Annotated in this window: 26 protein-coding genes and 1 pseudogene; 2 read left to right on the top strand and 25 right to left on the bottom strand. The window is 66.2% G+C overall.

Translation table 11 applies throughout. The features are described from left to right. Nucleotides 1–51 precede the first annotated feature (51 nt). The 3 genes and pseudogenes from HPA01S_RS23725 to HPA01S_RS12305 form a co-directional block, all read right to left on the bottom strand. Nucleotides 52–183: an amidohydrolase family protein gene (locus HPA01S_RS23725; RefSeq protein WP_218005346.1), complete on the bottom strand. Its 132-nt coding sequence runs from the start codon at nt 181–183 to the stop codon at nt 52–54. Beyond that, nucleotides 132–338: pseudogene (locus HPA01S_RS23830) on the bottom strand (hypothetical protein); the annotation flags it as partial. The pseudogene HPA01S_RS23830 and the gene HPA01S_RS23725, both read right to left, overlap by 52 nt. An 18-nt stretch (nt 339–356) precedes the next feature. Further along, nucleotides 357–746, bottom strand: a complete 390-nt coding sequence (locus HPA01S_RS12305) for an amidohydrolase family protein (RefSeq protein WP_157084996.1) — start codon at nt 744–746, stop codon at nt 357–359. A 501-nt stretch (nt 747–1,247) separates the two neighbouring features. On the opposite strand from HPA01S_RS12305, the gene HPA01S_RS12300 reads away from it, so the two are divergent. After that, entirely contained in the window at nt 1,248–2,147 is a 900-nt protein-coding gene (locus tag HPA01S_RS12300; protein ID WP_066270338.1) for a LysR substrate-binding domain-containing protein, read from the top strand. 73 nt (nt 2,148–2,220) lie between these two features. On the opposite strand, the gene HPA01S_RS12295 is transcribed toward HPA01S_RS12300, so the two are convergent. From HPA01S_RS12295 to HPA01S_RS12265, 7 genes are all read right to left on the bottom strand, one after another. Further along, entirely contained in the window at nt 2,221–3,186 is a 966-nt protein-coding gene (locus HPA01S_RS12295) for a Bug family tripartite tricarboxylate transporter substrate binding protein (protein ID WP_066270337.1), read from the bottom strand. 126 nt (nt 3,187–3,312) lie between these two features. Beyond that, nucleotides 3,313–4,119 carry a citryl-CoA lyase gene (locus HPA01S_RS12290; protein ID WP_066270333.1) on the bottom strand — a complete coding sequence of 269 codons (807 nt, stop codon included), beginning with the start codon at nt 4,117–4,119 and terminating at the stop codon, nt 3,313–3,315. A gap of 12 nt (nt 4,120–4,131) precedes the next feature. After that, entirely contained in the window at nt 4,132–5,037 is a 906-nt protein-coding gene (locus HPA01S_RS12285; protein ID WP_066270332.1) for a dioxygenase family protein, read from the bottom strand. After that, nucleotides 5,034–6,233 carry a CaiB/BaiF CoA transferase family protein gene (locus tag HPA01S_RS12280; protein ID WP_066270331.1) on the bottom strand — a complete coding sequence of 400 codons (1,200 nt, stop codon included), beginning with the start codon at nt 6,231–6,233 and terminating at the stop codon, nt 5,034–5,036. The genes HPA01S_RS12285 and HPA01S_RS12280 overlap by 4 nt, the downstream gene beginning before the upstream one ends. A 144-nt stretch (nt 6,234–6,377) precedes the next feature. Further along, nucleotides 6,378–7,961, bottom strand: a complete 1,584-nt coding sequence (locus HPA01S_RS12275) for a sulfatase family protein (RefSeq protein WP_066270330.1) — start codon at nt 7,959–7,961, stop codon at nt 6,378–6,380. Nucleotides 7,962–8,137: 176 nt separating this feature from the next. Further along, nucleotides 8,138–9,121, bottom strand: a complete 984-nt coding sequence (locus tag HPA01S_RS12270) for a Bug family tripartite tricarboxylate transporter substrate binding protein (RefSeq protein WP_066270328.1) — start codon at nt 9,119–9,121, stop codon at nt 8,138–8,140. A 31-nt stretch (nt 9,122–9,152) separates the two neighbouring features. Then, nucleotides 9,153–10,295 (bottom strand): FAD-dependent monooxygenase, encoded by a 1,143-nt coding sequence (locus tag HPA01S_RS12265; protein WP_066270327.1) that lies wholly within the window; start codon nt 10,293–10,295, stop codon nt 9,153–9,155. A gap of 151 nt (nt 10,296–10,446) precedes the next feature. Here HPA01S_RS12265 and HPA01S_RS12260 point away from each other — a divergent pair, with 151 nt between their 5' ends. Next, nucleotides 10,447–11,445 carry an AraC family transcriptional regulator gene (locus HPA01S_RS12260; protein ID WP_066270326.1) on the top strand — a complete coding sequence of 333 codons (999 nt, stop codon included), beginning with the start codon at nt 10,447–10,449 and terminating at the stop codon, nt 11,443–11,445. A 202-nt stretch (nt 11,446–11,647) separates the two neighbouring features. Here HPA01S_RS12260 and HPA01S_RS12255 read toward each other — a convergent pair whose 3' ends face one another. The 15 genes from HPA01S_RS12255 to HPA01S_RS12185 form a co-directional block, all read right to left on the bottom strand. Continuing rightward, nucleotides 11,648–11,947 (bottom strand): hypothetical protein, encoded by a 300-nt coding sequence (locus HPA01S_RS12255; RefSeq protein ID WP_066270324.1) that lies wholly within the window; start codon nt 11,945–11,947, stop codon nt 11,648–11,650. Beyond that, a complete protein-coding gene (locus HPA01S_RS12250; RefSeq protein WP_066270323.1) occupies nt 11,925–13,952 on the bottom strand; it encodes a PHP domain-containing protein in 2,028 nt (675 codons plus the stop codon). Before HPA01S_RS12250 ends, HPA01S_RS12255 begins: the two co-directional genes overlap by 23 nt. A gap of 425 nt (nt 13,953–14,377) precedes the next feature. After that, nucleotides 14,378–15,289 (bottom strand): bifunctional GNAT family N-acetyltransferase/nucleoside diphosphate kinase regulator, encoded by a 912-nt coding sequence (locus tag HPA01S_RS12245; RefSeq protein ID WP_066270449.1) that lies wholly within the window; start codon nt 15,287–15,289, stop codon nt 14,378–14,380. 138 nt (nt 15,290–15,427) lie between these two features. Continuing rightward, entirely contained in the window at nt 15,428–15,796 is a 369-nt protein-coding gene (locus HPA01S_RS12240; protein WP_066270321.1) for a RidA family protein, read from the bottom strand. 16 nt (nt 15,797–15,812) lie between these two features. Continuing rightward, nucleotides 15,813–16,799, bottom strand: a complete 987-nt coding sequence (locus tag HPA01S_RS12235) for a Bug family tripartite tricarboxylate transporter substrate binding protein (RefSeq protein WP_066270319.1) — start codon at nt 16,797–16,799, stop codon at nt 15,813–15,815. Nucleotides 16,800–16,891: 92 nt separating this feature from the next. Further along, nucleotides 16,892–17,671: an SDR family oxidoreductase gene (locus HPA01S_RS12230; RefSeq protein ID WP_066270317.1), complete on the bottom strand. Its 780-nt coding sequence runs from the start codon at nt 17,669–17,671 to the stop codon at nt 16,892–16,894. 143 nt (nt 17,672–17,814) lie between these two features. Further along, complete coding sequence (locus HPA01S_RS12225) at nt 17,815–18,234, bottom strand: RidA family protein (protein WP_066270315.1); 420 nt, start codon at nt 18,232–18,234, stop codon at nt 17,815–17,817. Then, nucleotides 18,234–18,554: a hypothetical protein gene (locus tag HPA01S_RS12220; protein WP_066270305.1), complete on the bottom strand. Its 321-nt coding sequence runs from the start codon at nt 18,552–18,554 to the stop codon at nt 18,234–18,236. Before HPA01S_RS12220 ends, HPA01S_RS12225 begins: the two co-directional genes overlap by 1 nt. A gap of 7 nt (nt 18,555–18,561) precedes the next feature. After that, nucleotides 18,562–19,548 (bottom strand): Bug family tripartite tricarboxylate transporter substrate binding protein, encoded by a 987-nt coding sequence (locus HPA01S_RS12215; RefSeq protein ID WP_066270303.1) that lies wholly within the window; start codon nt 19,546–19,548, stop codon nt 18,562–18,564. Between the two features lie 41 nt (nt 19,549–19,589). Further along, the gene (locus tag HPA01S_RS12210; RefSeq protein ID WP_066270302.1) at nt 19,590–21,062 is read right to left on the bottom strand and encodes an aldehyde dehydrogenase; all 1,473 of its coding nucleotides are present in this window, start codon (nt 21,060–21,062) and stop codon (nt 19,590–19,592) included. 125 nt (nt 21,063–21,187) lie between these two features. Next, complete coding sequence (locus HPA01S_RS12205; protein ID WP_370670990.1) at nt 21,188–22,006, bottom strand: aspartate dehydrogenase; 819 nt, start codon at nt 22,004–22,006, stop codon at nt 21,188–21,190. Next, complete coding sequence (locus tag HPA01S_RS12200; RefSeq protein WP_066270301.1) at nt 22,003–23,676, bottom strand: thiamine pyrophosphate-binding protein; 1,674 nt, start codon at nt 23,674–23,676, stop codon at nt 22,003–22,005. Before HPA01S_RS12200 ends, HPA01S_RS12205 begins: the two co-directional genes overlap by 4 nt. After that, nucleotides 23,673–24,503: an IclR family transcriptional regulator gene (locus HPA01S_RS12195; RefSeq protein ID WP_066270295.1), complete on the bottom strand. Its 831-nt coding sequence runs from the start codon at nt 24,501–24,503 to the stop codon at nt 23,673–23,675. The genes HPA01S_RS12200 and HPA01S_RS12195 overlap by 4 nt, the downstream gene beginning before the upstream one ends. A gap of 14 nt (nt 24,504–24,517) precedes the next feature. Then, the gene (locus tag HPA01S_RS12190; RefSeq protein WP_066270293.1) at nt 24,518–25,342 is read right to left on the bottom strand and encodes an alpha/beta fold hydrolase; all 825 of its coding nucleotides are present in this window, start codon (nt 25,340–25,342) and stop codon (nt 24,518–24,520) included. Between the two features lie 246 nt (nt 25,343–25,588). After that, nucleotides 25,589–26,128: a cupin domain-containing protein gene (locus tag HPA01S_RS12185; protein ID WP_066270445.1), complete on the bottom strand. Its 540-nt coding sequence runs from the start codon at nt 26,126–26,128 to the stop codon at nt 25,589–25,591. Between the last annotated feature and the right edge of the window lies 1 nt (nt 26,129).

Below are 26,129 nucleotides of genomic sequence, written 5' to 3'. Positions count from 1 at the left end.
CCAGGGCGCACCGGGGCTGTCTATCGGCGTGGATGCGCCGGCGCCAGGGGCCTAGAGGGCGCCGGTGTCGTGCACCACATTGCCGGCAATGATGGTCAGGTCACAGGTGATCTTGTGCATGTCGGCGTCGCTCACCGTGAAGTAGTCGTGGTCCAGCACGACAAGGTCGGCCCACTTGCCCACTTGCCCAACTCGATCGACCCGAGCTCGTTTTCCCGGTTCAGGTACCAGGCCTTCTCACGCGTATAGGCTTTGAGCGCCTGTGTGCGCGTGATCTGCTGCCCTGGGTTGATCTGCTCGCCCGCCAGGTTGAGGCCGGTGGTGGCGTAGTGGAGCGCGAACCAAGGGTTGTGAGGTCAATGTGCACGCCGTCCTGGTGGATGCCGGCGTGGATGCCACTGGCTGTCGATCTCCTCCAGCGTCGGCAGGTGCGCTTCGCTGAAGATGCGTGGCGTGCCGGCCCCCATGGCCGTGATGAACTGTCCTTCCGGCACGCCGGCGTCGCGCCGCGCTTTCAATATCGCCAACAACTTCGCAATGTTGGAGGCGAGCTCCCATTGCGCGACGTGGTATTCCGGGCGATTCGCCAGGCTGATGAAGTGGGTGTGGCTTTCGATCAAACCAGGCGCGACCGTCTTGCCACGCAGATCGATGACGCGCGCGCGGTTGCGATCGATGTCGCTGTCCAGCACAAACACACCGTTGCGGATGCCGATCGACGTGATCACGCTGTCGCGATCGTCCATGGTGTGGATGCGCCCGTTGACGAGCAACAGATCGGTGGTCGCACTGTCGTCGACCCCGTTGTTGTCACCACCGCCACCACCACAGGGTGCAGGGTGCAGGGTGCAGGGTGCAGGGTGGAGATGGTCGCGGCGCCGGCGGCCGCGTTGCGCATGAAGTTACGTCGATCCATAGGGTTGGTCTCCTGGTATTGGAGGATTCGTTCTGAGGTCAGGGGTTTGCGTTGCTGTCCTCGCTGGCAGCTCTGTTGGGTCTGCCCGGCCTGGCCAGCGTCCGGACGTCGCGAACCAATCTAGCAGTGCAAGCGCCACAGGCGAAGGGCGAATTTCAATGGTAATGATTGACCGCGTCGATGAAGAAAAAACCGCCGGGGCTTGACGTTTGGCCTGTGTTGCAGGGTTTTATCAAATGCCGCAGCGGTTTTTATTGCCACGGCATGGCACTATCGATATAGTTTTTACGACCTCTGACCATCGATGCTGTGAATGCAATGAACGGACCCCATGGAACTACGACATCTCCGCTACTTCGCCGCGCTGGCCGCTTCTTTGAGCTTCACTCGTGCCGCTGAAAAAGTGCATGTCACGCAGTCCACGCTCTCGCACCAGATCCGCCAGCTTGAAGAGGAGCTAGGCACGGCGCTGTTCGATCGCGTCGGCAAGAAGGTGGTGCTGACGGATGCCGGCGAGACCTTTCTGGCCTACGCCACCCGCGCGCTCAAGGAGGTCGACCAAGGCGTGGGCGCGCTCAAGGCGGAGGAGGAGGCGTTACAGGGCCGTGTGCGTGTGGGCGCCACGCATTCGTCCAACCTCGGCTTCATTCCACAATGTGTGGCGCTCTTCATGCAGCAGCACCCGACGGTGCACATGGCGGTGCAGGAACTCAGCGCCGACAACATCGTCAGCCAGGTGCGCTCCGGCGATCTGGACCTCGGCATCGCCTATCGGCCGACCGCCTTGAGTGGACTGGTGTTTGAACCCTTGTTCAATGAAGAGATGGTGTTGGTGGTCGGTCCTGGCCACCCGCTGTTCAAGCGGCGGCGCGTGCGCATGGTGGAGTTGCACCGCCAGGCGCTGGTGCTGTTGTCGCCCGAGTTCGCCACGCGAACCTTGCTGGACGAGTGTTTTGTGGCCAGTGGCGCCGAGCCGCGTGTGCTGGCCGAAATGAACACCGTGGGTCCGATGTTGTCGCTGGTGGAGCGCATGCCCATCGCCACCATCGTCTCCGGCAGTGTGGTGCCGCAAGGCAGCGTGCTCAGGGCGATTCCGATCGAGAGCCCGACACCGATCCGCACTCCCGGCATCCTGCGCCGCAAGTCCGATCACCCCTCGCCCGAGGCGCGTTCGTTCTCCGCCATCGTTCGCAAGCTGGGCTTCAACGGCAGTCTCGCGAAGGAGGTTTGAGCGCACCACGAAGCGCTTGGCGCCGCCCATGGCGGCGCCAAGCGCTTCGTGGTGCCTTGCGGCGTGTTCTGCCTCAGTCGAGCGTGATGTTCTTGGCCTTGACGATGCGGCCGAAGACGTCCGCATCCTTCTTCACCATCGCCGCCATCTCGGCCCGGCTCAGGCCTAGCGGCTCGACGTTCAGATCGCGGATGCGTTTGGCCATGTCGGGATCCTTGCTGGCTTCCACCAGCACACTGTTGAGCCGGTTCAGCACGTTGACCGGCGTGGCCGCTGGCGCCCAGATACCGTGCCAGGAACTCACGCTCAGGCCCGGCACCACCTCGGCCAGGGTCGGCACTTCGGGCAACGAAGGGTGGCGCGCGGTCTCCGAGTACGCCAGGGCCTTGGCACGCCCGCTGCTGATCAGGGGCATGGCGGTGGCGATCGGCTCCATCAGCGTATCGACCTGTCCGCCCAACAGGTCGGGGATCGGGCTGGCACGGTAGGGCACATGGAGCATGTCGATCTTGCTCTCTTCCTTCAGCCATTCGACGATCAGGTGTGAGGGGCTGCCGGCACCGTACGAGGCGTGCGTGTAGACGCCGGGTTTGGCCTTGGCCGCGGCCACCAGGTCGCCGATGGTCTTGGCCTGGAAGTTCGGGTTCGTGATCAGCACCAGGCCTTGGCGCATGGTGGTGGCCACCGGCACAAAATCCTTGGCGGGATCAAACGGCAGTTTGGAATAGATGAAGGGGTTGATCGTGAAGCCGGTCGACAGGTTGTAGAGCAGCGTGTAGCCGTCGGCCGGCGCCTTGGCCACGATGTCCGAGGAGAGGTTGCCTGCCGCCCCCGGCTTGTTGTCCACCACAATCGACACGCCGAGCTTCTTCGAGGCGTATTCGCTGTACAAGCGGGCAAAGATGTCGGGCGGTGTGCCGGCCGCGAAGCCGACCACGACACGGATCGGTTTGTTCGGCCAGTCGGTGCTCTGCGCACCGGCGAGGCCGCACAACAGGCCTGCCAGCAGGCCCGTGATGAGTTGGAATTTCAAGCGCATGGGGTTTGTCTCCTATACCGGCAAATGCCGTTGTTGTGGTTCGAAATCAAAGGGAAACTGCAGATCGCTGCGGCGGCTCCTGGGGCTGCTTGGGGTGTGGCATGGCCGCATGGGCCAGGGCTGGTGTCATGCCTGTGCGCCGAAGCCGTCGGGCACGGCGCCGTCGTATTGGTAGTTCTGCATGGCCTGGTACGACAGCGCAAAGCCGCTGGGTTGCACTGCTTCTTCGGCCAGGTGTGCAATCAGTCCGGCGGTGCGCGCCAGGATCGGCACGCCGCGCAGCGACACCACCGGGAAGCCCACGCCCATCAGCACGGCCGGTATCGCGGCCGACACGTTCATGCGCAGTTCGCGGCCGACGATGCCCGGGATCGCCCGCTCCAGTGCCTGGGCGATGTGCACGTAGCGCAGGTCGGCACCGGCTTCGGTGGCCACCGCCAGCAGCCGGTCGACCCGGGGGTCGTTCGCCTTGTGCAGTGGATGGCCGTAGCCCGGAATGGGCGACTTCGTGGCCTTGAGCTGGGCGATCGCCTCGGTGGCGGCGGCATCCAGCGCCAGGCCGGCGTCCATGCGTGCGGCGACGCGGGCAAACAGTTGGCCGGCGGTTTCCGATGCGCCCAGGATGACCGAGCCACAACCCAGAATGCCCGCGGCAACGGCACCTTGCAGGGCATCGGGTGCGGCGGCGAAGGTCATGCGGCTGGCCTGCACGCTGGGCACAAAGCCGTGTTCGGCAATCGCCACCAGGGTGGCGTTCAACACCGTGCTGCAGGCTGCGTCGGGCGTGCGGCCGGTCAGCAGCAGGAAGAAGTAGTCGGCGAAGGACACATGGCCGATCAACTCCTCACACAGGTCCTTGCCGCGCACCACGATGGTGTGTTCGTCGGCCGTGCAGATGGCCGAGCGGGGAATGGTTTCTTTGCCGATTTTCATCAGATGTTGTCCTCAAGCGGCGCTCGGTTCGAGCACGAAGTCGTACTGCGCCGACCAGAACGGGGTGGCCACGGTGCTGCCGTCGGGGGCGCTGCCGGCGGGATGCGGCTGGAAGTCCACGATCAGGCTGGGGCGCACGCCAAACACGGCATCGGAGTCGAGGTAGGGGCTGCCGGCGACAAACAGGTGGGTGGTCAGGGGCACATGCCGCGCGGCCGACACCATCATGTGGATGTGGCCCGGGCGGTTGGGGTGGCGGCCCATGCCGTCGAGCATGCGGCCCACGGGGCCGTCGACCGGCACCGGGTAAAAGGTCGGTCGGATCGACCAGAAGCGGTAGCGGCCTTCGTGGTCGGTGCGGATGCGCCCGCGTGCGGCCATGCTGGCGCCGGCGATCTGCATGTCGTAAAAACCGTCGCCATCGCCCGACCAGATGTCGAGCAGGGCACCGGCAAGCGGCTGGCCTGCGGTGTTGGTGATGCGCCCGCTGTAGTAGGTCGGCTCACCCACCACGCCTTCGGCGATGTTGGCGCCCAGTGCATGCTCGGGCGCCCCTTCCCAGTAGAACGGCCCTTGCACCGTGGCCTGGGTGGCGAGCTCGTTGGATTCGGTGGCCGCGGCTTGCTCCCCCCCGCCCATGGCGGCGCGCGCCTGCTGCAGCATCACCACCATCATCGATACACCCAGGGTGTCGGACAGCAGAATGAATTCCTGGCGCTTGTCGTCGCAGGTCTGGCCGACGGCGGTGAGGAACTGGATGCTCTTCATCCATTCGTCCGGCGTCAGATCCACCTCGCGCACGAAGGCGTGCAGGTGCTGGATCAGTGAGCTCATGACCTGCACGAAACGTGGGTCGCTGGCCCCCGTCAGGCGGTCCAGCACGGCGTGGGTGAGTTCGTTTTCGTTCGAGGGGATCATGGTTGCTTCTGTGCGTTGCTGTGGGTGGGAACGGCGGCGGCGGCGGCCTGCGCGGCACGCAGGCGTTGTCGGATCGGTTCTACCAGCGCCGCGTTGTCGGCGCCCAGGGTGGGCGGTGCGGTGACGTCGAGCGGGCGTTGCCCGTCGAAGCTGACCGGCGAGCGGATGGTGTGCCAGTCGCCGCCCAACGGATGCGGCGCACCGACCTTCAACTGCAGGTGGATCGCCTGCGGGTCCTGCATCGCTTCGTGGGTGTCGTACATCGGTGCGTGCGGCACGTCTTCGGCCTCCAGTCGCCGGCACCAGTCGGATCGCTCACGCAGGCGAAACAGGTCGCCCAGCAGCACGATCAAGGCCTCCTGGTGGGCAATGCGGGCGCTGCGGGTGGAAAAGCGCGTGTCGTCGAACAGCCGGGGCCGCTCAATGGCCTTGGCCAGGCCCTGCCAGAACTTTTCCGGCGACGACATGTGCAAGGCGATCCAGCGACCGTCGGCGCACTCCAGCACATAGGACTGCGACACGCTCGGCCGGCTGAACGGCCCCATGATCTCGTTCTCGGAAAACAGGTGGGTGTAGGCGTCGAGGTTGAAGTGGCACATGGCCTCCAGCATCGACACCTCGACCTTGCGGCCAACCCCGGTGCGCCCACGTTCGACCAGCGCGCCGAGGATGCCGTAGGCGGCGTAAAAGCCGGTCAGTGCATCGGCCATGGCGGGCCCGACCACGCGCGGGTTGGCCGGGTTGACGATCAGCTTGAGGAAGCCGCTGGCGGCCTGCGCCACCGAATCGTAGGCCGGTCGCCCGGCCGCCGGGCCGGTCTGTCCAAAGCCGCTGATGGCGCAGTAGATCAGGCGGCTGTTGAGGCCGCGCAAGCGGGTCTCGCCCGCGCCCAGGCGTTCGGCCGCACCGGGGCGGAAGTTCTGGATGTAGACGTCCGCGTCCTTCACCAGTTCGTCGAACACGGCGGCGTCATCCGCCTGTTTGGGATTGAGCGTGATGCTGCGCTTGTTGCGGTTGTAGGTCTGGAAATGTGGGCTGTAGAGCCCACCATTAAAAGACCGGAAGGGGTCTCCCGTGTCGGGCTGCTCCAGCTTGATGACCTCCGCCCCCAGGTCTGCCAGATACATGCCCGCTGCCGGCCCAGTGATGAAGGTGCCTTGCTCCAGCACCTTGATACCGCTGAGGACTTTCTCCATTCGATCGCTCCTGTAGTTCTGCTGGCCCCGCGGGGCATGGGCGCGACTGTAGGGGTGGCGATCAATTCCTAAAAATGATTATTCTTCATGAATACGAGCGATGGCGTCGATGCATCAGCGCCACCAGGCCCGGTGGCGCCAGCCTCAGGCGGCCGCGCTCGGGTAGGGGCTCTGGTCCGCCGCCGCCAACATCGCGCGCGCCAGCTGTTCCATGCGTTCGCGCCGCAAGGGCAGCGAAGCCGCGTCATCCCAGAGGTTGTGCAACTCCAGCGGGTCTTCCTGCAGATCGTGCAGTTCGCCCCAGGCCTGGCCGTCGTAGACGGTGAGGCGGTAGCGGGCGTCGCGCAGCGTGCGCATGCGCACCCGCCGGTCCAGGCCGAAATCGCCGCGCTGGCTTTCCTCTTCGATCACCAGGTGCTCCCGCACCGCATCGGCTTCGCCCGCCACCACCGGCAGCAGGGATTGCCCGTGCATGCCGTTGGTGGGCGGCAGGCTGGCGCGTGCGAGCACGGTGGCTGCGATGTCGGTGGTCTGCGCCAGCGCCGCGCGGGCCGCGCCGGCCGGGGCCTGTGGTGCCGGGTCGCGCCAGATGAAGGGCACGCGCGTGAGCCCGGTGCAGTGCAGGCCGCCCTTGAACATCAGGCCGCGCTCGCCCAGCAGTTCACCGTGGTCGCTGGTGAACATCACCACCGTGTTGTCGTCCAGGCCCAGCTCGCGCAGCCGCGCCATGACGCGGCCCACCGCATCGTCGATGCAGGCCAGGCTGCCGTGGTTGAGCGCGATGGCTTCGCGCGCCTCCTGTTCGCTGCACGCGAAGGCGCCATAACCGGGGCGGAAGCCGGGCTGGCGCGCACGCTGTTCGCGCAACCATTGCACTGGCGGCGTGGGATCGATCGGCTCAGCGTTGAAGCTCGCGGGCAGCGACACGTCTTCGGGGCGGAACAGGTCCCAGTAGCGCCCGGGCGGGGTGAAGGGGTGGTGCGGGTCCGGGAACGAGCACTGCACGAAGAAGGGTGCATCGTCCTGCGCCAACCGCGTGAGCGTGTCGCAGGCCTGCCCGGCGATGTAGGCCGTGGGGTAGAGCGCTTCGGGCACCCGCGTGCGCCAGGCCTGGCGCAGTGCGCCGAGCTGCAGGCCGGGGGTGGGTATGGCGTTGTCGGGGCCGATGAGGCGGTCGGCATCGGGCGTCTGCTCGCGCAGCCAGCGCCGCCAGTGGCCGTGCTGCTCGTCGGCATGGCCGATGGTCAGGCGCACCTGCTCGAAGCCGTAATAGGGCAGCGCGAGTTCGTAGGCGGGATCGTCTTCCCAGCGCTTCCAGATCTCCTGCCCATACGGCCCGGGAAAGGGCCGGCGCGCGTCGTGCGGCAGGCGCTGGCCGGCGGCCGGCCAGAGCGCGGGCACGGCCGTGATGTTCTGAAGGTGCGACTTGCCCATCAGCGCCGTGCGGTAACCGGCCTCGCGCAAGGTCTCGACAAAGGTGCGCTCGCCATGCGAGAGCTCGCGCCCGTTCATCTGCAGGCCGTGCGCGCTGGGCAGGCGCCCGGTCATGAGCGAGGCGCGGTTGGGCTGGCAGATCGGGGTGGCGACGTGGAAGTCGTCGAAGCGGCAGCCCTGCGCGGCCAGCGCGTCGATGTGCGGTGTGCGCACCTCGGTGTTGCCGTAGCAGCCGAGGTGGTCGGCACGGTGCTGGTCGGTGATGAACAGCAGGAAGTTGGGGCGTCGCGTCATCTCATGCCTGGCTCATGTCTGGCTCAGTGGGGCGCGGGCCGCAGCAGCGCCCGCGACGAAAGAGGCATCGCAGAGCAGAGGCATCCAGGGTCCGGCTGCGCCGCCCCGAGATGCCGCTTCCCCTCGAAGCCCCGAAGGCGCGCCACAGCGGCACAGCGGCGCAGCGGGATGCCAACTCAGTCTGCCTTGATGTTGAGTTCCTTGGCCAGCTTGCCGTAGCGCTCGTTGTCGGCCTTCATGAAATCGGCCAGCACCTGCGGCGTGCCGCCCAACACGTCCAGGCCGGCGCCGCCGAGCCGCTCGCGCACGTCGGGCAACTGCAGTGCTTCGTTGAATGCCTGGTTGAGGCGGGCGATCACCGGTGCGGGCGTGCCGGTTGGGGCGAACACGCCGTACCAGGCGTTGACCTCGACCCCGCTCACACCTTGTTCGGTGGCGGTGGGCACATCGGGCAGCAGCGGCGAGCGTTGCTTCTCGGTCAGCGCCAGCGGCACCAGCTTGCCGCCCCGAATGTGCGGCACGGCGCCCCCCAGGCCGGTGAACAGCAGCTTGACCTCACCGCTGAGCGAGGCGGTGAGCGAAGGGCCCACGCCGCGGTAGGGCACGTGCAGCAGATCCACCTGCGCCGAGCGCTTGAGCATTTCGCCCGCGAAGTGCATGGGCGAGCCGTTGCCGGGGCTGCCGTAGGGCAGGCCGGGCGACTTGCGCGCCGCTTCCAGCGCGGCCTTGAGGTTGGTCACACCCAACGACGGGTTGGCCACCAGCACCATGGGCGTGGTGACGGGCGAGATCACCGGCACCAGGTCTTTGTGCACGTCCACGCCACCGCCCGCGCCGCTCGGGAGCACGTGGGGCGAGATCACCATGGTGTTGGGCGTGAGCAGCAGCGTGTGGCCGTCGGGGGTGGAGCGTGCCACCGCACTGGCACCCAGCAGCGCGCCCGCGCCAGGGCGGTTGTCCACCACGATGGGCTGGCCGAGCTTCGGCGCCATCTTCTCGGCCAGCACGCGCGCGGCCAGGTCGGGCCCACCGCCGGGCGGGAAGGGCACGATCAGCGTGATGGGCTTGCTCGGAAACGTCTGCGCCGTTGCGAAGGGCAGGGCAGCGGCGAGGGCGAGGCCGATGAGGCCCAGGGTGAAGTGGCGTTTCTGGTTTTGCATGGCGTTGTCTCCTTCGGGTGGGTGGGGGAACTCAGGCCTGGGCCAGCGGCACGTGCCAGGCGTCGTAGCCGTAGACCCAGTCGGCGTTGCCCTGGCCCTTCATCCACTGGTTGCCGCGCGAACCGATCTGGATCTTGGCCGTGCGCTCCATGCGCGTCTTCTCGTAGCGGCGCAGCGCCTCGGTGGCCTGCGCGCGGTTGCCCGCACCGGCCAGCGCACGGCCCAGCACCACCGCGTCTTCAATCGCCATGCCCGCGCCCTGCGCCATGAAGGGCAGCATCGGGTGGCAGGCATCACCCAGCAGCGTGACCGTGCCGCTGGACCATTGCGGCAGCGGCTCGCGTTCGTACAGCGCGCTCTTGAGCGTGGTGTCGCAAGCCTCCAGCAGCGCGCGTGCATCGGCGTGGAAGTCTTTGTAGAAACCACGCAGCTCGTTCACGTCGCCCGGGCTCGTCCACGACTCTTCGGTCCAGCTGTCCTGGCCGGTGGTGGCGAACACAAAGGTTTCCTTGCCCTGGTTGAGCGGGAAGGTGACGATCTGGCTCTGCGGGTTCGGGCCCCACCACTTGGTGAAGGCTTCGATCTCGGGCACATGCTTCACGCGCTCGGTGGGCACCACCGAACGGAACGACACCACGCCGGTGAAGCGTGGGCTTTCTTCACCAAACAGCGCGGTGCGCACGCGCGAGTGAATGCCGTCGGCGCCCACCACCACGTCAAAGCTGGCCTCGCTGCCGTCGTCGAACTGCAGCGTCACGCCGGCGTCGTTCTGCGTGAGCGTCTGCAGGCGCTTGTCGAACTGGATGTTCTCGATGGGGAACTGCTCGGCCAGCGCGGCCAGGATGTCGGCTCGGTGGATGGTGACCTGCGGCGCGCCGTACTGTTCCTCGGCGATGTTGCTCATGCCCAGGCGCGAGGTTTCGTGGCCCGTGTCCCAGTCGCGGCTGATGCGGAAAGTGGGTTGTGCGCCGGTGCGGCGGATGGACGCGCCCGCGCCCAGGCCGTCGATGGCGCGCACCACGTTGGGCGTGAGGTTGATGTCTGCCCCCACGCGCGAGAAGCCCCTGGCCTGCTCGAACACGGTGACATCGTGGCCCTGCTGGCGCAGCGCGATGGCGGCGGCCAGGCCACCCACACCACCGCCGGCGATACCGATTTTCAGACTGCTGCTCATGGGGCTTCTCTCCTGCATTGACGAAAGCTGCATTGTTCTGTGCAGGCTTCTCGCACTCAACCGCATGGACGCCCGAAATGGGTACGATTCGTCCAGACCGCCCCCACGTTTTCCCCTACGTCTTTCCCCCGTCACAACCCCCACGCACCCCATGGACGTACTGAGCGAAGTTCTCGCCATCTGCCGCGCCGAGCGCGCGGTCACGGCGCGCTTCCACCTCTCCGCACCCTGGGGCTTGCACTCCAACGGCGTGTCTGGGGCCGCCATGATCCGCATGGCGCGCGGCGCGCCCTGGTGGGTGGAAGCGGCCGGTGGAAATGGCCCGCTGCGTGTGGAGCCCGGTGACCTGGTGATGATGCCGCTCGGTGCCGCGCACCGCATGGGCTCCGCGCCCGACGCACCCACCGTGCCCTTCGCCCAACTGCTCACGCAGCGCACACCCGGCGCACGCGACGAAGCGCCGCTGGACCTGCAGCACGGAGGCGGTGGTGAAGGCTGCGAAATGTTCAGCGCGCTGCTCTGGTTCTCTGCCTACTGCCGGCACTCGGTGCTGAGCGTGTTGCCGCCGTTGATCCACGTGCGCGCCAGCGAACTGCCCACCGCCGTCATCCTCGCGGCATCGATGGAAACGCTGGTGACCGAAACGCTGGACCAACGCCCCGGCTGGCGCCTCTCGGCCAGCCGCATGGGCGAGCTGCTGCTCATCAACATCCTGCGCGGCCACCTGCTGCGCCACGGCACCGGCAGCGGCACAGAAGAGGCCAACTGGTGGCGCGGCTTGTCAGACCCCGCCATCGCCCGTGCCATCGCCGCGATGCACCGCGACCCCGCACGCAGCTGGACGGTGGAGACCCTGGCACGCGAAGCCGCCATGTCGCGCTCGCGTTTCAGCGACCGCTTCAAGACCCTGGTGGGCGATACCCCCATGGGCTACCTCGGCGGCCACCGCATGGCACTCGCCGCCGAACAACTGGAAGCCGGACACCTGCCACTGGCCCAGGTGGCACAGGATGCGGGCTATGAGTCCGACAAGGTGTTCGCACGCGCGTTCCGGCGCTGGTCGGGCTTGTCGCCCACGGCGTATGCGAGGCAGGAGGCGGCGCGGAGGGCGGCGATGACAGAGCCGCACATTGCTTCGGGTGGTGACTGATTCGGGGGGCTGCGGGGGCGCTCAGGCGCAGGGCGCAGGGCGCTGGGCGCTGGGTCAGCTTGTATTGACGCGATGCGTACTGTCAAACACGCGGCATCAAAAACCGAGGGTGCCGCGATTAACTTATGCCGCATCTCGTCGGAGGTTGACCAGGGCGGAGGCGAGATGAGATCGAGCTTGCCTGCGCACACGATCCGCGCACTCAGGCCTTTTCGCGGTACCTCTCGTACTCGTCAAGAAAGAGTCTGGCGGATTCGTCGATGAACTCTTGGCGGCGCCTCCGCAGGTCTGTGAGCTTCTGGGAGATGCTCTTGTAGATCACTTGGTGAGCTTGGTTCTTGATTGCTTGATCATCGTATTCGTCGATCTCGAACTCTTCGTCTTCCAAGGTGTGATCCACCAAGCGCAACAGCTGCTCCTTGTCGATCTTGTCGATGACCTCGTAGTTGCCATCCGCCTGCAGGAATTGCCCGGCGTACTCATTGATCCTTAACAGCTTCATAGCCTTGTCTCCTTTTCTCGTACGTATCGGCCCCAGCCTCGAGGGAATTCATGAGCGTCGCGTGGCTTTCGATGGAAGTGCCGTCCACGCAAGTTAAGGACTTGTCAGTCGGGTAGCCCGAGAAGATGCGGTACACCGGCTTCCCGCTGCTCACATCTTTGGTCGTATGGAGGAGGTAGTCCGCGTCGATGGATGCACCGACCGTATTGTTGTGGGTCACGACAACAACAGGCATGGTCTCAGACAGGCTTTTGAGGATTTGATTGACTTCGGACTTGAGGAACAAATTGTCGAACGACGACTCAGGCTCGTCGATCAAAAGGAGATCGTGATTTTGTGCGTCGGCAATCTCTTGAAGCAGCCTGAATTCCGAGCGTTCACCGCCTGACACCTCATGGCCATCCCGGTTGAGGATGCGATAGCTGATCTTGGCGAAGAGTTTGTAATAGTCTCCCGAAGGTAGGCCCTCAAGTCGCGCAAGTTCGCGCAAGTAGTTGTACGGGTTCTCGTACTTTCGGAACACATCTGTAAAGCCGATTTTTGCGCCGCTCGCCGCCCTGACTTCACCCGCTCCTGCAAAGGCCTGCTTCGTTGCCTCAATGCGGAACCCTTGGAGCGAGTCCTGGAGAATGACCGCATCCTTCTTGAGGCACTCGACTATCTCGGTAAACCGCATGACGCGGCGCTTGTCCATAGCGACTGCGTAGAGGTCGACATCTTGTACTTGAACGGCTGCGGTTCGGAACTTCAGGCCTTGCTTGATTTCCTTCACGAGAGCGTTGACGACTCGCCGTTTCTCGGTGTCGAGCATTTTTCCGCGCAACAGTTCGATGAGCTCCACTGCGAGCCTTTTCAAGGTCGCGAGGTCAACGTGTTTTTCAATGATCTCGCGATATTCGAGATTCTCGATGACCTGTCGTACGGACTCGATGAGTGACTGGAGCGTCGTCGCATTTCCGACAGGAAATTCGACCTCATCGAACAAAGCCGCTTTTGAAAACGCGTCACGGCGATCAGCCTCTGCGGCCGACTTCAGCAGTGAATCAAGATATGCGCCTACTTCGCGATCGTCAGCATCGAGGTCCACCTTTACAACATCGTCAATCACTCGTTTGAGCCCGGCGAGATATTGATCGACAAGTGCACTTCGTCGTCGTTCGATGCCGTGCTTAAACTCTCGTTCGTAAACGGCCTCGTCTTGTTGGACGAGGGAAAACTGCTTGATGTATTTGCACCCGCTGATTGCATTGCTGATTTGGTCGAGCGTGTGCGTCTTACCTGTCGAACGGGCTCCGATCAGGACGTTGAGCCCGGTAGATAGCATCTGTCCGCTATCGAGCACCTGCCACAGCTTGTTTCCGTCTCGCTCCGACAGCGCCACCTTCGCCTTGTCCAGCAAACAGCTCTTGAGTGCTTCAAGCGTCAGAACACCGCAGTCGACGAACGTCTGCCGTGTTGGCAGGCTTGCTAACCCCTCCATCATTCGAGAGTCGCTGAAGAGAACGGGCGTCAACTTTGTGGGGTCCTTGATTGCGCGCACAAACTTCTTCGCACTGTCCACCTCTCCGGCACTGACGAAGGGCTTGAGCTGTTCTAGTGCCTCTCCTGTGATGGGTGGCCCCTTGTCATAGTGGGGAATAACAAGATAGCTTTTGAGGTCGCCGAAGATCTTCGTCAACTCCTCTACGGAGATGCAGTCGCCGATTTTCGTGATTCGCTGCGATATGACATCAGCCTTGGCGGCGAAGTCGTCGATCTCTGAGGGCCTCGCTATGACCAAGACGTGCCCCTTTGCGACATTGATCTCGATGCCCGGAAATACAACTACTTCGAGTGCCTGTTGAATAGCTCGGAATTGCTCGGCGTCGAAGACGTCGTGATTGGTAACTGCAACTGCGTCGAGCTTGGCCTCAGAGACGTATCTCCGAAAAGAGTCGAGGCTAAATTTGAAAGCTCTGTCGCTGATCGTTGAGATAGTGTGTATGTGCAGGTCGATCTTTTTCATTACCCCTCCAGTTCGACTCGTACCGCTTCACCGTCGGATGCGAGTTCGTCCCCTCTCCAAGGCGTTTTTAGCCAACCTGTTACGAATTGTCAATGAAGAGGGTTTTTTGGTTAGGGCGCTTCAGGGAACCCGGCATCGGTGTTCTCCGCGCGAATGGCCGCAGTGCCCCTGCTGTGCGAAACGCGATCAGCCATTCAATGATCGTGAAGCGGCGAATCACCTTTGAGCCGAGCGTGCGTTCTAGGCGGCCCGAAATGCGGACATCAACGCAAGAAGCGTGCACCCTCAAAACACGAAAGCCACAACCTCGATGTTTATTCCCCGTACCACCAGCGCCTTACCGCACGCGACCGGTTCGGCCGGGTGGTGACGCGCAGGCGCGCGCCGCGCGACGCAAACCTCAAGCCGCGCCGCAGCGCACGAACCTACAAGTGGAAATCGCCCGCAGCTTCCGGCTGGTACAGCACTTTTTCAATGCGGATGCGGCAGGTGCGGTCTGGAATCCGCCAATCGAAGGCGTCGCCTTCCTTGTAGCCCAGTATGGCGGTGCCGACGTCGGAGCAGATCGACAGCTTTCCGTCGCTGCCGTCTGCGTCTTCCGGGTAGACCAGGGCCACTTCCATCTCTTCGTTGTCCAGCTGCAGCAAGGCTCTGGAGTTCATGGTGACCACGTCGCGCCGAACCTGCCTCGGATCGACGACGATGGCGCGTTCGATCTCGTGCTCCAGCTCAAAAATCGCCGGGGGAAGTTCGCCATCGACCAGGCTCTTCAGGCGCGCCCTGTCGATCTCGGTGATGTAGATGTCGGCGCGGTGGCCTGCGGGGCTTTCGCGCAAGCGCCGGAGGTAGCTCTCTGCCGTCATCGAAAAGGACTTCATGGACAGCGTCTGGCTTTCGAGCAGGAAGCCGCAGTTCTGGAAGGCCTTCAACGAACGGTCGTTCTCCGCGCGAATCTTTGCGATGAGTTTGTCGGCGCGTATCTCGAAGAAGGCGAGCTTCATGGCTTCGCGGATGGCGCTGGCGCCGAGCTTGCGGCCCCAGTTGTCGCGGTTGCCGATGACCAGGACCATCTCGCAGTCACGCCCCGACATGACAAGGCGGACGAAGCCGACTGGAATGTCATCGCGGTCGTAGGCCATGAAGAACCTGCCGCCCTGGTTGAACAGATGGGTCAGGATCGGCAGCTGGACCCGATTGATGACCTGTTCGATGAACCGGGAGACGTGGCGTGAGTCGCTCAGGTGCTCGGTGACGCATTCGTCTTCGAGCCAGTCCATGAGAGTCAGCGCGTTGGCCCGAGTGATCTCAGGGCACAGAGAAATGAAAGGCTTGTTCATCTTCACCACATGTGGTTGCAAGGATGAAAGCCCTTCATGGCCTCAGCCATGACGGTTCTTTCAAGGGAGCGGCAATTGTAGGACTGCGTGCGCCCGGGGGGCGCTGTGCACCGCAGTACCTGTGGGCCGCGGCCTCTCTCAAGCCACGTAAGCCACCACCTCGATCTTCATGCCCGGCACCACCAGCGCCACGCCCGCGCTCGACCGGTTGGGCCATGGCGCGCGGAAGAACTCGCGGTACACCGCGTCGATGGCGGGCATGTCGGCCACGTCGGTCATGTAGATCAGCACCTGGGCCACGTCGTCCATGGTCTTGCCGGCGCGTTCCACCGCGCGTTGCAGGTTGCTGAAGGTCAGGCGGGCCTGTTGTTCGATGCTGCCGGTGGTGTCGACGCTGCCGTCTTCGCGCACCGGGCCGTGGGCGGTGTAGAGCACGCCGCCGGCGCGCACCATCCACGAGAACGGTTGCTTGAATTCGGGCAGGCCGACGTCGATGACTTCTCTCATGTCGTCGGCCCGGGCTTCAGTCGGCCATGATGCCGGTCTCCTGGATCACCTTGCCGTAGCGCTCGTTGTGGTACTGGTTGATCTTCCCGAGCGCAGCGGGCTCACCGCCGGCGGGGATCAGCGCCATGAGCTGCATGCGGGCCTGCACGTCGGGCATCTTCAGGATTTCGTTCAGGTGGCCGTTGAGCGTGCGCACCACGTCGGCGGGCATGCCCTTGGGGCCCATGAAGCCTTGCCAGGCGCCGACTTCGACGTCGGCCAGGCCGGCCTCGGCCAGGGTGGGCACGTTGGGGGCCAGCGGCGAGCGCTGCGGGTCGGCCACGGCCACGTTCACCAGCTTGCCCTGGCTGATGTACTGCGCCACCGGGCCGAGCGTGGTGTACAGCATGGGGATGTGGCCGGCCACGAGGTCAACGATGGCGGGCGCCACGCCGCGGTAGGGCACCTGGGTCAGCTTGGTGCCGGCCGAGCGGTTGAACATCTCGCCCAGGATGTGCATGGGCGAGCCGCTGCCGGGGCTGGCGTAGTTGCTCAGCTTGCCGCTCTTGGCGGCGGCCACCACGTCTTTCACGGTGTTCAGGCCCGAGCCGGCGTGGGTGATGAGGAAGAGCGATTGCGTGCCGGCCAGAAAGATGGGCGTGAAGTCTTTGAGCGGGTCGTACACGGCGCCGGTGCCGGGCTTGAGCACCAGCGGTGCGGTGGCGATGGTGTTGGGCGTGAACAGCAGGGTGTGGCCATCGGGCGCGGCCTTGGCCACGAAGGCGTTGCCGATGGTGCCGCTGGCGCCGGTCTTGTTCTCCACCACCACTGTCTGGCCGAGGCGCGCCTGCAGCTTCTCGGCGAAGGTGCGCGCCAGCGCGTCGGTGTCACCGCCGGCCGGGAAGGACACCACAACGGTGATCATCTTGCTGGGGTAGGTTTGCGCCATGGCCTTGCCCATGGGCAGGGCCAGCGCGGCGGCAGCAGCGAGTGCGGTGAGCAGCAGGGGGCGGCGGGCGGTCATGTTCGATGTCTCCTAGGTTGTTGCACTGACGGGGAAAACCCAAAAACCGAAAAACCAAAAACCAATCGGGGGGGGCGGCGCGGCCTGGCTGCTCAGAACACGCCGCTGAACGATCCGCCGTCGAGCAGGATGTTCTGGCCGTTGATGTAGCCCGCGTGCACGCTGCACAGGTAGGCGCAGGTGTGGCCGAGTTCGCTGGGCTGGCCGACGCGGTGGGCCGGGTGTTTGGCCAGGCGCGCGCTGCGCACCTCGTCCACGGTTTTGCCTTCGCGCTTGGCCTGGGCGGCAAAGTTGCTGGCCAGGCGCGCGGTGTCGAAGGTGCCGGGCAGCAGGTTGTTGATGGTCACGCCGTGCGCCACGGTGCTGCGCGCCAGGCCCGACACGAAGCCGGTGAGGCCGCTGCGCGCGCCGGTGGACAGGCCCAGGCCGTCCACGGGCGACTTCACCGCGCTGGAGGTGAGGTTGATGATGCGGCCGAAGCCGCGCGCCATCATGCCGTCCACCGTGGCCTTGATGAGTTCGATGGGCGCGAGCATGTTGGCGTCCACCGCGCGGTGCCAGGTCTCGCGGTCCCAGGTGCGGAAGTCGCCCGGCGGCGGGCCGCCCGCGTTGGTGACGACGATGTCGAAATCGGGGTGCGCGGCAAAGATGCGCGCGCGGCCTTCGTCGGTGGTCACGTCGGCCGCCACCCAGTTCACCGTGCCCGCGCCGTGCGCGGCCAGGCGTTCGGCGGCCTCGCGCAGCGGGCCTTCGGTGCGCGCGACGATCACCACGTGCACGCCGTCTTTCACCAGTGCCTCGGCGCAGGCGTAGCCCAGCCCCGAACTCGCGCCACACACGAGCGCCTTCTTGCCGGCAATGCCCAGGTCCATATCAGTTGTTCTCCATTGCGAGTGAAAAGCGCGCCATGCCAGGCGCGGCACGGCACCGGCTTGGCCGGGCCGTGGGTTCGGTTTGCCTGCCGCCGCTGGCGAAAGAAGGGGCGGGCACGAAGCGGCGCAGGGGGTGCTTCATGTCAAGCCTCGCGCAGGTCCACGTCGAGCCGCGCCCACGCGTCGATCTCCACGCGCAGCTCGGGGAACACAAGGGCCTGCACGGCCACGAGGGTGGAGCAGGGCGTGTGCGCGCCAAAGAAATCGCGCCGCGCGCGGCCCACGTCGTCCTTGTCGGCGATGTCGGTCAGGTAGACCACGGTCTTGATGAGGTTGTGCCGATGGCCGCCCGCGGCCACCACCAGCGCTTCGAGTTTCTGCAGCACCACCAGCGTCTGCTCGTAGGCGCCGAGCGCTTCGCCGCGCGCGGCGGCCTCGCGCGTGGCGGGGTGGCCGGTCATGCCCGACATCACCACCTCATGCCCGATGCGGTAGCCGTTGGTCCAGCTTGCGGTGGGCAGGTCGGGCACCTGGGGTGCGTGGATTTTTTCGGCGGCTGTCATCACTGGCCGCCTTGCCGCACACGTTCCTGGATGCGCTCACGCACCGGCACGAAATCGTAGGTGGGGTAACACTCGGTGCTGAACACGCCCCAGGCCGAGCGCTCCAGCTCCAGGTTGACGCGGCCGAGCAGGTGCGGCGGCACTTCCAGCGTGACGATCTGGCCCAGGCCCATGGCCACGGTCCACGACACCACGCGCGTGCCCTCTACCGGAAAACGCTCCCACCAGCCGCTGGCCTTGAGCTTCGCCTGCACGTCGTCCAGCGTGAGGCCGGCGTGGTGCTTGAGCACGATGGTGATCAGCACGTTGGCGTCGCTCATGCTTGCCTCACTCCACCGTGATGTTACGGTCTTTGATGACCTTGGCCCAGCGCGCGGTTTCGTCGCGGATGTGCTTGTCGAAAGCCGAGGTGCGGATGTCCCAGGCGCTCAGGCCCAGGCCCTTGAGCTGTTCAGTCACGGCCGGCTGGGCCAGGACCTCGGCCACGTCCTTGGCCAGTTGTTCGGCCACGTCGGCCGGCGTGCCGGCGGGTGCGAGCAGGCCGTACCACGACGGCACCACCACGCCCGGAACACCGGCTTCGGCCAGCGTCGGGATCTCGGGGGCGGTGGGCGTGCGCTTGCTGTCGGTGAGGGCCAGGGCCACCAGCTTGCCGCTGCGGATGTGCGGCAGCACCGTGGGCAGGTTGCTGAAGGTCAGCGGCACGATGCCGCCGAGCACGTCGTTGATGGCCGGCGGCGTGCCTTTGTAGGCGATGTGCAGGATGTCCACGTCGGCTTGCGACTTGAACAGCTCACCCGCAAGGTGCAGGCCGCTGCCCACGCCGGGCGAGGCGTACGACAAGGTGTTCGGCTTGGCCTTGGCTTGCGCCACGAGTTCGGCCACGGTCTTGATGCCGGTTTTCGCGCTGGTCACGATCACGTTGGGCGTGGTGGCCAGCATGGCCACGGGCACGAAGTCCTTCTGGATGTCGAAGGGGAACTTCGGCATCAGCGTGGGGTTGATGGTGAGGTTGCCGGCCGGAATTACCAGCAGCGTGTGGCCGTCGCCCTTGGCCCGCTTGACGCGGTCCATGCCGATGTTGCCGGCCGCGCCCGGGGCGTTGTCGACCACGGCAATCTGGTTGTAGCGCTTGCCCAGGCCGTCGGCCAGCACGCGCGCCAGGATGTCGATGGGGCCACCGGCGGGGAAGGGCGCGACCAGCGTGAACTTGTCGGAAGCCAGTTGCTTCTCGGCGGCGCTCTGGGCGTGGGCGGTGGTGCCCACGAAGGCGAGCAGGGAGGCAAGGGCGATGAGGGTGCGACGGGAAGTCATGTCGAGCGGAGGTTGCAGGTTGGGGAAACGGAAATCGGAAATCAGCTGGCAGCCCAGGGCATGGGCGACTCGTTCAAGCCCCAATAGAAACTCTTCTGGCTGGTGTATTCAAGAATGCCGAGGCGGCCCTTCTCCTGGCCGTAGCCGCTCATCTTCACGCCGGTGAACGGTGTGCTGATGGAGAAAACCTTGTAGGTGTTGATCCACACCGTGCCGGTCTGCAGCGCGCGGCCGATGCGCCAGGCGCTCTTGAAGTCGCGCGTCCAGATGCCCGAGGCCAGGCCGAACATGTTGTCGTTGCACTGCGCGATCAGGTCGTCTTCGTCCTTCCAGGGCAGCAGCGCCAGCACCGGGCCGAAGATCTCCTCCTGGCACATGCGTGCGCTGTTGGGCAGGCCTTCGAAGATGGTCGGCAGGTAGTAGCTGCCACCATCAAAGAAGCTGCCGGTGGGACGCTCGCCGCCGCACAGCACCGTGCCGCCTTCGTCGCGGCCCATCTGCACGTACTTCTCCACCGAGGCGCGGTGGCCCAGGTTCACCAGCGGGCCCATCTGCGTCTCTTCCTTCGACGGGTCGCCCACGCGCAGCTTCTTCACACCTTCGAGCAGGCGGGCCTTGAATTCGTCGTACACGCTCTCGTGCACGAAGGCGCGCGAGCCGGCAATGCACGACTCACCCGACGAACTGAAGATGCCGTAGAGCACACCGGCCACGGCGTGGTCCAGGTCGGCATCGGGCATGACGATGGTGGGCGACTTGCCACCCAGCTCCAGCGAGGTCGGCATCAGCTTCTCGGCCGCCAGGCGCTGGATGCCCATGCCCACGGTGGTGCCGCCGGTGAAGGCGATGCGTTTGATCAGCGGGTGCTTCACCAGCGCGTCACCGACGATGCTGCCCTTGCCCGGCAACACGCTGATGATGCCGTCGGGCACACCGGCCTGCTGCGCGATCTTCGCCAGTTCGAGCGCCATGCGCGGCGTGATTTCGGCCGGTTTGAACACCATGGCGCAACCGGCGGCCAGGGCCGGCGCGAGCTTCTGGGCTTCGCTGGCAATGGGCGAGTTCCAGGGCGTGATGGCGCCGACGACGCCAAGCGGCTCGTGCACGCTCATCGAGAGGAAGTCGCCGCGCGAGGGGGTGATGGTGTCTTCCCAGGTTTCGGCGGCGGCGCCAAAGAACTGGAAGGTGCCGGCGGCGCTGGCCACCAGGGCGCGGCATTCCTTGATGGGTTTGCCGTTGTCCAGGCGTTGCAGCTGGGCGAGTTCTTCGCTGCGTTCGCGGATGCCGTTGGCGATGCGGTAGAGGATGCCGGCGCGCTCGTGGTGCTTGAGTTTGGCCCACGAAGGCTGCATGCGCGCGCGCTCGGCTGCTTGCACGGCCTCGTCCACATCGGCGGCGGTGGCCGCGTGCAGGCGCGCGACGGTGCTGCCGTCGTGCGGGTATTCGGTGGTGTATTCGGGGCCGGAGGCATCGCGCCATTGGCCTGCGATGAAGCTTTTGAGTTGTTCTGTCATGTGGAGTCTCCGTGGTCGGCGCGAAGGGTTGCAGGTCCAGGGGCGTCGAGGGTCCGGCTACGCCGGCCCGGGACGCCGCGCCCTTGAGGGGCTGACGCGCTGCAGGCGCGGCGCGGGGGTGGGCGTCATATCGTCACCGGGGCGGTGCGGTTGTGCAGGAAACGCAGCGCGGACAACACGGTCAAGGCCGAGGTCTTGGGGTTGTCGGGCAAGGGTTTGCCGCGCATGGTGATGTGCATCTCGCCAAAGGCGCCGCGCACCTCGATCTCGTGGATGTTCTCGGTCACGGTCGGGTCGGCGATCAGGCGCACGCGCGTGGCGTCCAGGCCGAGGCCCGCGAGCGACACGGTGGCCGCCACGTTGGCGTTCTTCGGGTACAGGTTCGCTGCTTCGCGCGCCGTGGCTTCGAGGATCACGGTGGGCTCGGTGATCGCGTCCAGGTTGGTCACCTGTTCGGCCGGGCTGCCGCGCCAGCCTTCGGGCGGCTTGCGGCCGGTGTAGGTCACGCTGTCCAGGCCGGCCAGGCGGGCGGACGCGATGGCGTCGATGCCACCGATGGCGCCGGCGAGCAGGTGCACGCGCGTGCCGCCGCGCTGGGCTGCGTCGGCCAGTTGCTCGGGCAGGCCGTTTTCCGACAGCGCGCCGATGGACAGCACCGCGCATTCGACGCCACGCGCCAGTGCGGGCAACACGTGGTCGGTGATCGCGCCGTGGCCGGCGGCCTCCACCAGCAGGGTGGTCTCGGGCGGCACCTCGGTGCAGACGGTCACGCCACTGCCAATGGCGGCCTGGCATTCGGCGGTGTGGCCGCTGGACACCACCACGTGCGTGATGCGCACCGTGGGATGGTCGGCCATGCGGGCGATCAGGGTGCGGCCGATGGCGCCGCAGCCAATGAGCGTGACCTGCTGGATGCTCATGCTCATGCTCATGCTCATGCTCATGCCTCTTCCTTCTTCTTCGGCGGGCCGGCGAACTTGACGGCGAACGCGCCCCAGGCCTCCATGTCCACCTCCACCACCACCGGGCCGTTGGCCGGTGCGAGGGCCTTCTCGAGCGTCTCGCGCGTGGCGGCCGGGGTGCCCAGCTTGAAGTGCGGCACCTGCAGGCTGGCGCAGAGCTGCGCGAAGTCGGGGGTGTGCAGTTCCACGTAGGCGTGGCGGCTGCCGTAGATGTCGTCCTGGATGTTCTTGATCACGCCATAACGCTGGTCGTTCATGACGATGAACACCACGTTGGCTTTCTCTTGCGCTGCGCAGGCGAGTTCACCCACGTTGAGCATGAAGCCACCGTCGCCGCAGAGCGAGATGGTGCGGCGGCCCAGCGCGTGCTCGGTATCGGCCACGGCCGCGCCCACGCCCATGGCCAGGCCCTGGCCGATGCCGCCGCCCAGGGCGTGCACGCCGGCGCGCGGGTGGTCCAGCACCGGGGCACGGTTGCCCCACATGCTGTTGGAGAGCGTGATGTCACGCACCCACCAGAGGTCTTTGCCGACCACTTCGCCCAGCGCGTTCTTGAGCTTGGCGTACTGGCCCAGCGTGCCATCCACCAGCGCTGCGGCTTCGGCGCGCGTGCGCTTCACGTCGGCAGCCAGTTGCGGGTCGATCTGCAGGCGGCCTTCGAGGCGGTCGGCCAGCGCGTTGAGTGTGGCCTCGGCATCGCCGTGCACGAACAGCTCGCTGGTGTAGCCGCGGTTCTCGGCCAGCGGGTTGGCGTCGATGCGGTAGCGCGTGGCCGGCAGCCGCAGTTTGTAGTTCAGCGTTTCGTTGCTGCGCAGGCGCGTGCCCACGGCGAGGAAAGCGTCCACGGTTTCGTAGAACTCTTCGGCCGGTTTCTGCAGGTTGTACGAGCCCAGGGTGGCGGGGTGGTCTTCGGGCACGATGCCGCGGCCTTGCACCGACGACACCACGGCCCAGCCCATCTTCACGAAGCGCTGCGCCGCGGCGCTGGCGCCGCGTGCGCCGCCACCGAGCCACAGCAGCGGGCGCTTGGCGCTCAGCAGGCGCTCGGCCAGCTGGTCCACGGTGGCCAGGTTCGGCAACACAGCCGGCACGGCCAGCGGCGACAGATCGGCCGGCAGGTCCAGCGTCATCTTCTGCACGTCGATGGGGATCTCGATGCTCACCGGGCCGCAGGGCGGCGTCTGCGCCAGGCGCACGGCCTCGCGCAGCGTGGCCAGGGCGGTCTCGGGGTTGCGGATGCGGAAGGCATCCTTGCCGACTGCCTTGAGCATGGCCAGTTGCGCCGGGTGCTCGTGGATGTAGCCCAGGTCGCGGTCGAGGAAGGGGGATTCGATCTGCCCGGTGAGGTGCAGCAGTGGTGTGCCGGCGGTGATGGCTTCGACCATCGCGCCCGCCGCGTTGCCGCAGCCCGTGCCGGTGCTGGTGACACAAACGCCCAGGGTGCCGCTGACCCGCGCATACGCGTCGGCCATGTTGCAGGCACCTGCCTCACCGCGCGCCGAGACGAAGCGGATTTTCTGGCGCGTGTGGAACGCGTCCAGGATCGGCATGTTGTGGATGGAGATGACGCCAAAGGCGGCGCGCACGCCGCACTGCTCCAGGAAGCGGGCGGCGAGTTCACCCACGGTGATGCGTTTGTGTGTCGAGGTCATGCGGTGTTTTTCTCGGTTGGTTTGGTTTGCCAGCCGCCGCGTTCGGGCGTGTGGCGGATGCGGGCCGTGAGCCGGTCGGCCGCCTCACGGACGTGTTGGACCAGGGTTTCGAGTTCGTCCGGCTGCACTTGCTGCGCCGGCACGGTGATGCTCACCGCCGCCGCCACCTCGCCCTGGTCGTTGAAGACGGGCGCGGCGATGGTGGAGATGCCGGTTTCGAAGCCACCCTGGCTCACGGCGTAGCCGCGGGCGCGGTCTTCGTCGATCAGCAGCTTGAGCTGTTCGACGGTGGCCGGCGTGCGCGGCGTGTAGCTGGGCAGCGTGGCTTCGGGGTAGAGCTTGCGCAGGGCGGCGAGGTCGAGGTCAGACAGCAGCAGGCGGCCGAGCACGGTGGCGTGGGCCGGCAGGCGCGCGCCGACCTGGATGGAATGGAAGAGGGCGCTGCGGCCGGCCACCTTGGCGATGAACACCGCTTCGCGGCCGTCGCGCACCACCACGTGGGCCGAGTAGCCGCACGCGTCGCGCAGCGCTTCGATGACCGGGCGGCCGTGTTCGGTGAGCTCCATGGACGCCAGGAACTCGAAGCCCAGGCGCAACACCGCCAGGCCGAGCTTGTAGCTGGCGCCGTCGCCCACGCGTTCGACGAAGCCCCCTTGCTCCAGGGTCTGCAGCATGCGGAACACCGAGGCGCGTGGCAGCTCGAGCCGGCGCGAAATTTCCGCGCCGGTGAGTTCACGCTCGTCGCGCTTGAAGAGCATCAACAGCTGCAGGCCGCGCATGAGCGCGGGAACGGTGTAGCGGTCGTCGGTGGTTTTCTCGGTGGCCATGGTCGGTTCCTTGATCAGTGGAGCCCGAGCAGGGTGTTGACCTGGCCGGGTGCTTCGAGCGGGCACGCATGGCCCGCCGAACCGAGATCATTCCATGACACGCCGGCCGCCTGCGCCACCTTTTGGCAGGCCGCCGGGGTGGTGATGCCGTCGGCACTGCCGCTGGCCACCGCGATGGGGCAGCCCAGGGCCGCCACGTCGTCGACCAGCGTGCCGTGGGCCAGCAGGCGCGCGGCCTGCGTGTAGCCGGCGGGAATCACCTGCGACATGCTCTGGCGCACGGCCTCCACCAGCTCGTCCGGCGCGCCGGGCGAGAGCATGGCTGCGCCGCGCGCCTGCGCCATGCCCTGCGGGCCCAGGCGGGCGAGCGAGGCGAGGCGGTCGTTCAGTTTCTGTTCGCGCACGGCGGCTTCGGCATGGCCATAACCGCCGGCGGGTGAGATCAGCACCAGGCGCTGCACACGCGAAGGGGCAAGCCGCGCCGCACGGCCGGCCATCAGCGCGCCGAGCGAATGGCCGACCAGCGTGACCGGTGCGTGCACGTTCAGCGCGTCGAGCCAGGCCCAGAGACGCGCGGCGTAGTCGTCGGCCGAGGGCCATTCCGCGGCCACCGGCGTGGAGTCGCCGTAACCCGGCGCATCCCATGCCAGCACGCGCAAGGCCTTGCCCTGCGCGGCCTCCAGCTGCCGCACCCAGCTGCCCGACGCCGAGCCGATGCCGTGCAGCAGCACATGCGTCACCTCGGTGGCCGAACCCGCTTCGCGGTACGACACACACGCACCGTCCGCCAGCGCAGCAGGGCGCAGGGGAAAGGCGGCGAGGGCTTGAAGAGGTGTCATGAGGGCAGAAGAAGAGATGCGACGAGAGAAGTGGCTTGATCCAGAAACACCGCGGAGCCGGCTTTGCCGGGCCGCTGGTGTTGCCCCCTGGGGGGTGACGCGAAGCGGCGCAGGGGGCTTGTTGCTCCGGGCCGCTGGTGTTGTCCCCCGGGGGATGACGCGAAGCGGCGCAGGGGGAGGCTTGTTGCTCCGGGCCGCTGGTGTTGCCCCCTGGGGGGTGACGCGAAGCGGCGCGGGGGGAGCCTCTTACCGCTTGATCTTTGCCAGCGGCGAATCGGGCGGGTAGGTCGGGGTGATGGGCTTGGGCGAACCCAGCATCACGCACATCAGCGCGTCTTCGTCGCCGATGTTGTGCTCTTCGCGGTACACGCCGGGCGGCACCGAGATCAGGTCGCGTTCGCCGACAACCGTTTCCCAACGCTCGCCGTCCTTCTCGCAGACCACCTTCATGGCGCCGCGCATGACGAAGAAGATTTCTTCCACGTCATAGTGGATGTGCGACGGGCCGATGTTGCCGGCCGGGATCACCATGGTGGAGAACGTGAAGTGCGCGGACGGCACGGTGTTGGTGTCCTTGTTCACGCCGGTGCCACCGGTGCCCACGTAACGCATCTGCGCGCGGCGGTACTTGGGGTCGAAGTCGGCCTGGAACTTGAGGGCGTCCCAGTCGTAGCTGCGGGTGGACTTGCGCGCCACGCGCGTTTCCATCCACTGGGCGAAGGACTGGCCTTCGGCGCGCATCATGCCGCGCTGGATGTCGGCCTCGGCCGGGATGTTGGCGTCCATC

Origin of the sequence: Hydrogenophaga palleronii NBRC 102513, from assembly GCF_001571225.1 — a bacterium.
In the GTDB taxonomy this organism is placed as follows: Bacteria; Pseudomonadota; Gammaproteobacteria; order Burkholderiales; family Burkholderiaceae_C; genus Hydrogenophaga; species Hydrogenophaga palleronii.
The sequence above is the reverse complement of the archived record's forward strand: the minus strand, read 5'-3'. Positions and strand labels throughout refer to the sequence as shown.

Excerpts from the sequence above, each read along its gene's own strand:
- HPA01S_RS12305 (WP_157084996.1), bottom strand. The coding sequence starts at position 746 with ATGGACGATCGCGACAGCGTGATCACGTCGATCGGCATCCGCAACGGT.
- HPA01S_RS12300 (WP_066270338.1), top strand. The coding sequence starts at position 1,248 with ATGGAACTACGACATCTCCGCTACTTCGCCGCGCTGGCCGCTTCTTTG.
- HPA01S_RS12295 (WP_066270337.1), bottom strand. The coding sequence starts at position 3,186 with ATGCGCTTGAAATTCCAACTCATCACGGGCCTGCTGGCAGGCCTGTTG.
- HPA01S_RS12290 (WP_066270333.1), bottom strand. The coding sequence starts at position 4,119 with ATGAAAATCGGCAAAGAAACCATTCCCCGCTCGGCCATCTGCACGGCC.
- HPA01S_RS12285 (WP_066270332.1), bottom strand. The coding sequence starts at position 5,037 with ATGATCCCCTCGAACGAAAACGAACTCACCCACGCCGTGCTGGACCGC.
- HPA01S_RS12280 (WP_066270331.1), bottom strand. The coding sequence starts at position 6,233 with ATGGAGAAAGTCCTCAGCGGTATCAAGGTGCTGGAGCAAGGCACCTTC.
- HPA01S_RS12275 (WP_066270330.1), bottom strand. The coding sequence starts at position 7,961 with ATGACGCGACGCCCCAACTTCCTGCTGTTCATCACCGACCAGCACCGT.
- HPA01S_RS12270 (WP_066270328.1), bottom strand. The coding sequence starts at position 9,121 with ATGCAAAACCAGAAACGCCACTTCACCCTGGGCCTCATCGGCCTCGCC.
- HPA01S_RS12265 (WP_066270327.1), bottom strand. The coding sequence starts at position 10,295 with ATGAGCAGCAGTCTGAAAATCGGTATCGCCGGCGGTGGTGTGGGTGGC.
- HPA01S_RS12260 (WP_066270326.1), top strand. The coding sequence starts at position 10,447 with ATGGACGTACTGAGCGAAGTTCTCGCCATCTGCCGCGCCGAGCGCGCG.
- HPA01S_RS12255 (WP_066270324.1), bottom strand. The coding sequence starts at position 11,947 with ATGAAGCTGTTAAGGATCAATGAGTACGCCGGGCAATTCCTGCAGGCG.
- HPA01S_RS12250 (WP_066270323.1), bottom strand. The coding sequence starts at position 13,952 with ATGAAAAAGATCGACCTGCACATACACACTATCTCAACGATCAGCGAC.
- HPA01S_RS12245 (WP_066270449.1), bottom strand. The coding sequence starts at position 15,289 with ATGAACAAGCCTTTCATTTCTCTGTGCCCTGAGATCACTCGGGCCAAC.
- HPA01S_RS12240 (WP_066270321.1), bottom strand. The coding sequence starts at position 15,796 with ATGAGAGAAGTCATCGACGTCGGCCTGCCCGAATTCAAGCAACCGTTC.
- HPA01S_RS12235 (WP_066270319.1), bottom strand. The coding sequence starts at position 16,799 with ATGACCGCCCGCCGCCCCCTGCTGCTCACCGCACTCGCTGCTGCCGCC.
- HPA01S_RS12230 (WP_066270317.1), bottom strand. The coding sequence starts at position 17,671 with ATGGACCTGGGCATTGCCGGCAAGAAGGCGCTCGTGTGTGGCGCGAGT.
- HPA01S_RS12225 (WP_066270315.1), bottom strand. The coding sequence starts at position 18,234 with ATGACAGCCGCCGAAAAAATCCACGCACCCCAGGTGCCCGACCTGCCC.
- HPA01S_RS12220 (WP_066270305.1), bottom strand. The coding sequence starts at position 18,554 with ATGAGCGACGCCAACGTGCTGATCACCATCGTGCTCAAGCACCACGCC.
- HPA01S_RS12215 (WP_066270303.1), bottom strand. The coding sequence starts at position 19,548 with ATGACTTCCCGTCGCACCCTCATCGCCCTTGCCTCCCTGCTCGCCTTC.
- HPA01S_RS12210 (WP_066270302.1), bottom strand. The coding sequence starts at position 21,062 with ATGACAGAACAACTCAAAAGCTTCATCGCAGGCCAATGGCGCGATGCC.
- HPA01S_RS12205 (WP_370670990.1), bottom strand. The coding sequence starts at position 22,006 with ATGAGCATGAGCATGAGCATGAGCATGAGCATCCAGCAGGTCACGCTC.
- HPA01S_RS12200 (WP_066270301.1), bottom strand. The coding sequence starts at position 23,676 with ATGACCTCGACACACAAACGCATCACCGTGGGTGAACTCGCCGCCCGC.
- HPA01S_RS12195 (WP_066270295.1), bottom strand. The coding sequence starts at position 24,503 with ATGGCCACCGAGAAAACCACCGACGACCGCTACACCGTTCCCGCGCTC.
- HPA01S_RS12190 (WP_066270293.1), bottom strand. The coding sequence starts at position 25,342 with ATGACACCTCTTCAAGCCCTCGCCGCCTTTCCCCTGCGCCCTGCTGCG.
- HPA01S_RS12185 (WP_066270445.1), bottom strand. The coding sequence starts at position 26,128 with ATGGACGCCAACATCCCGGCCGAGGCCGACATCCAGCGCGGCATGATG.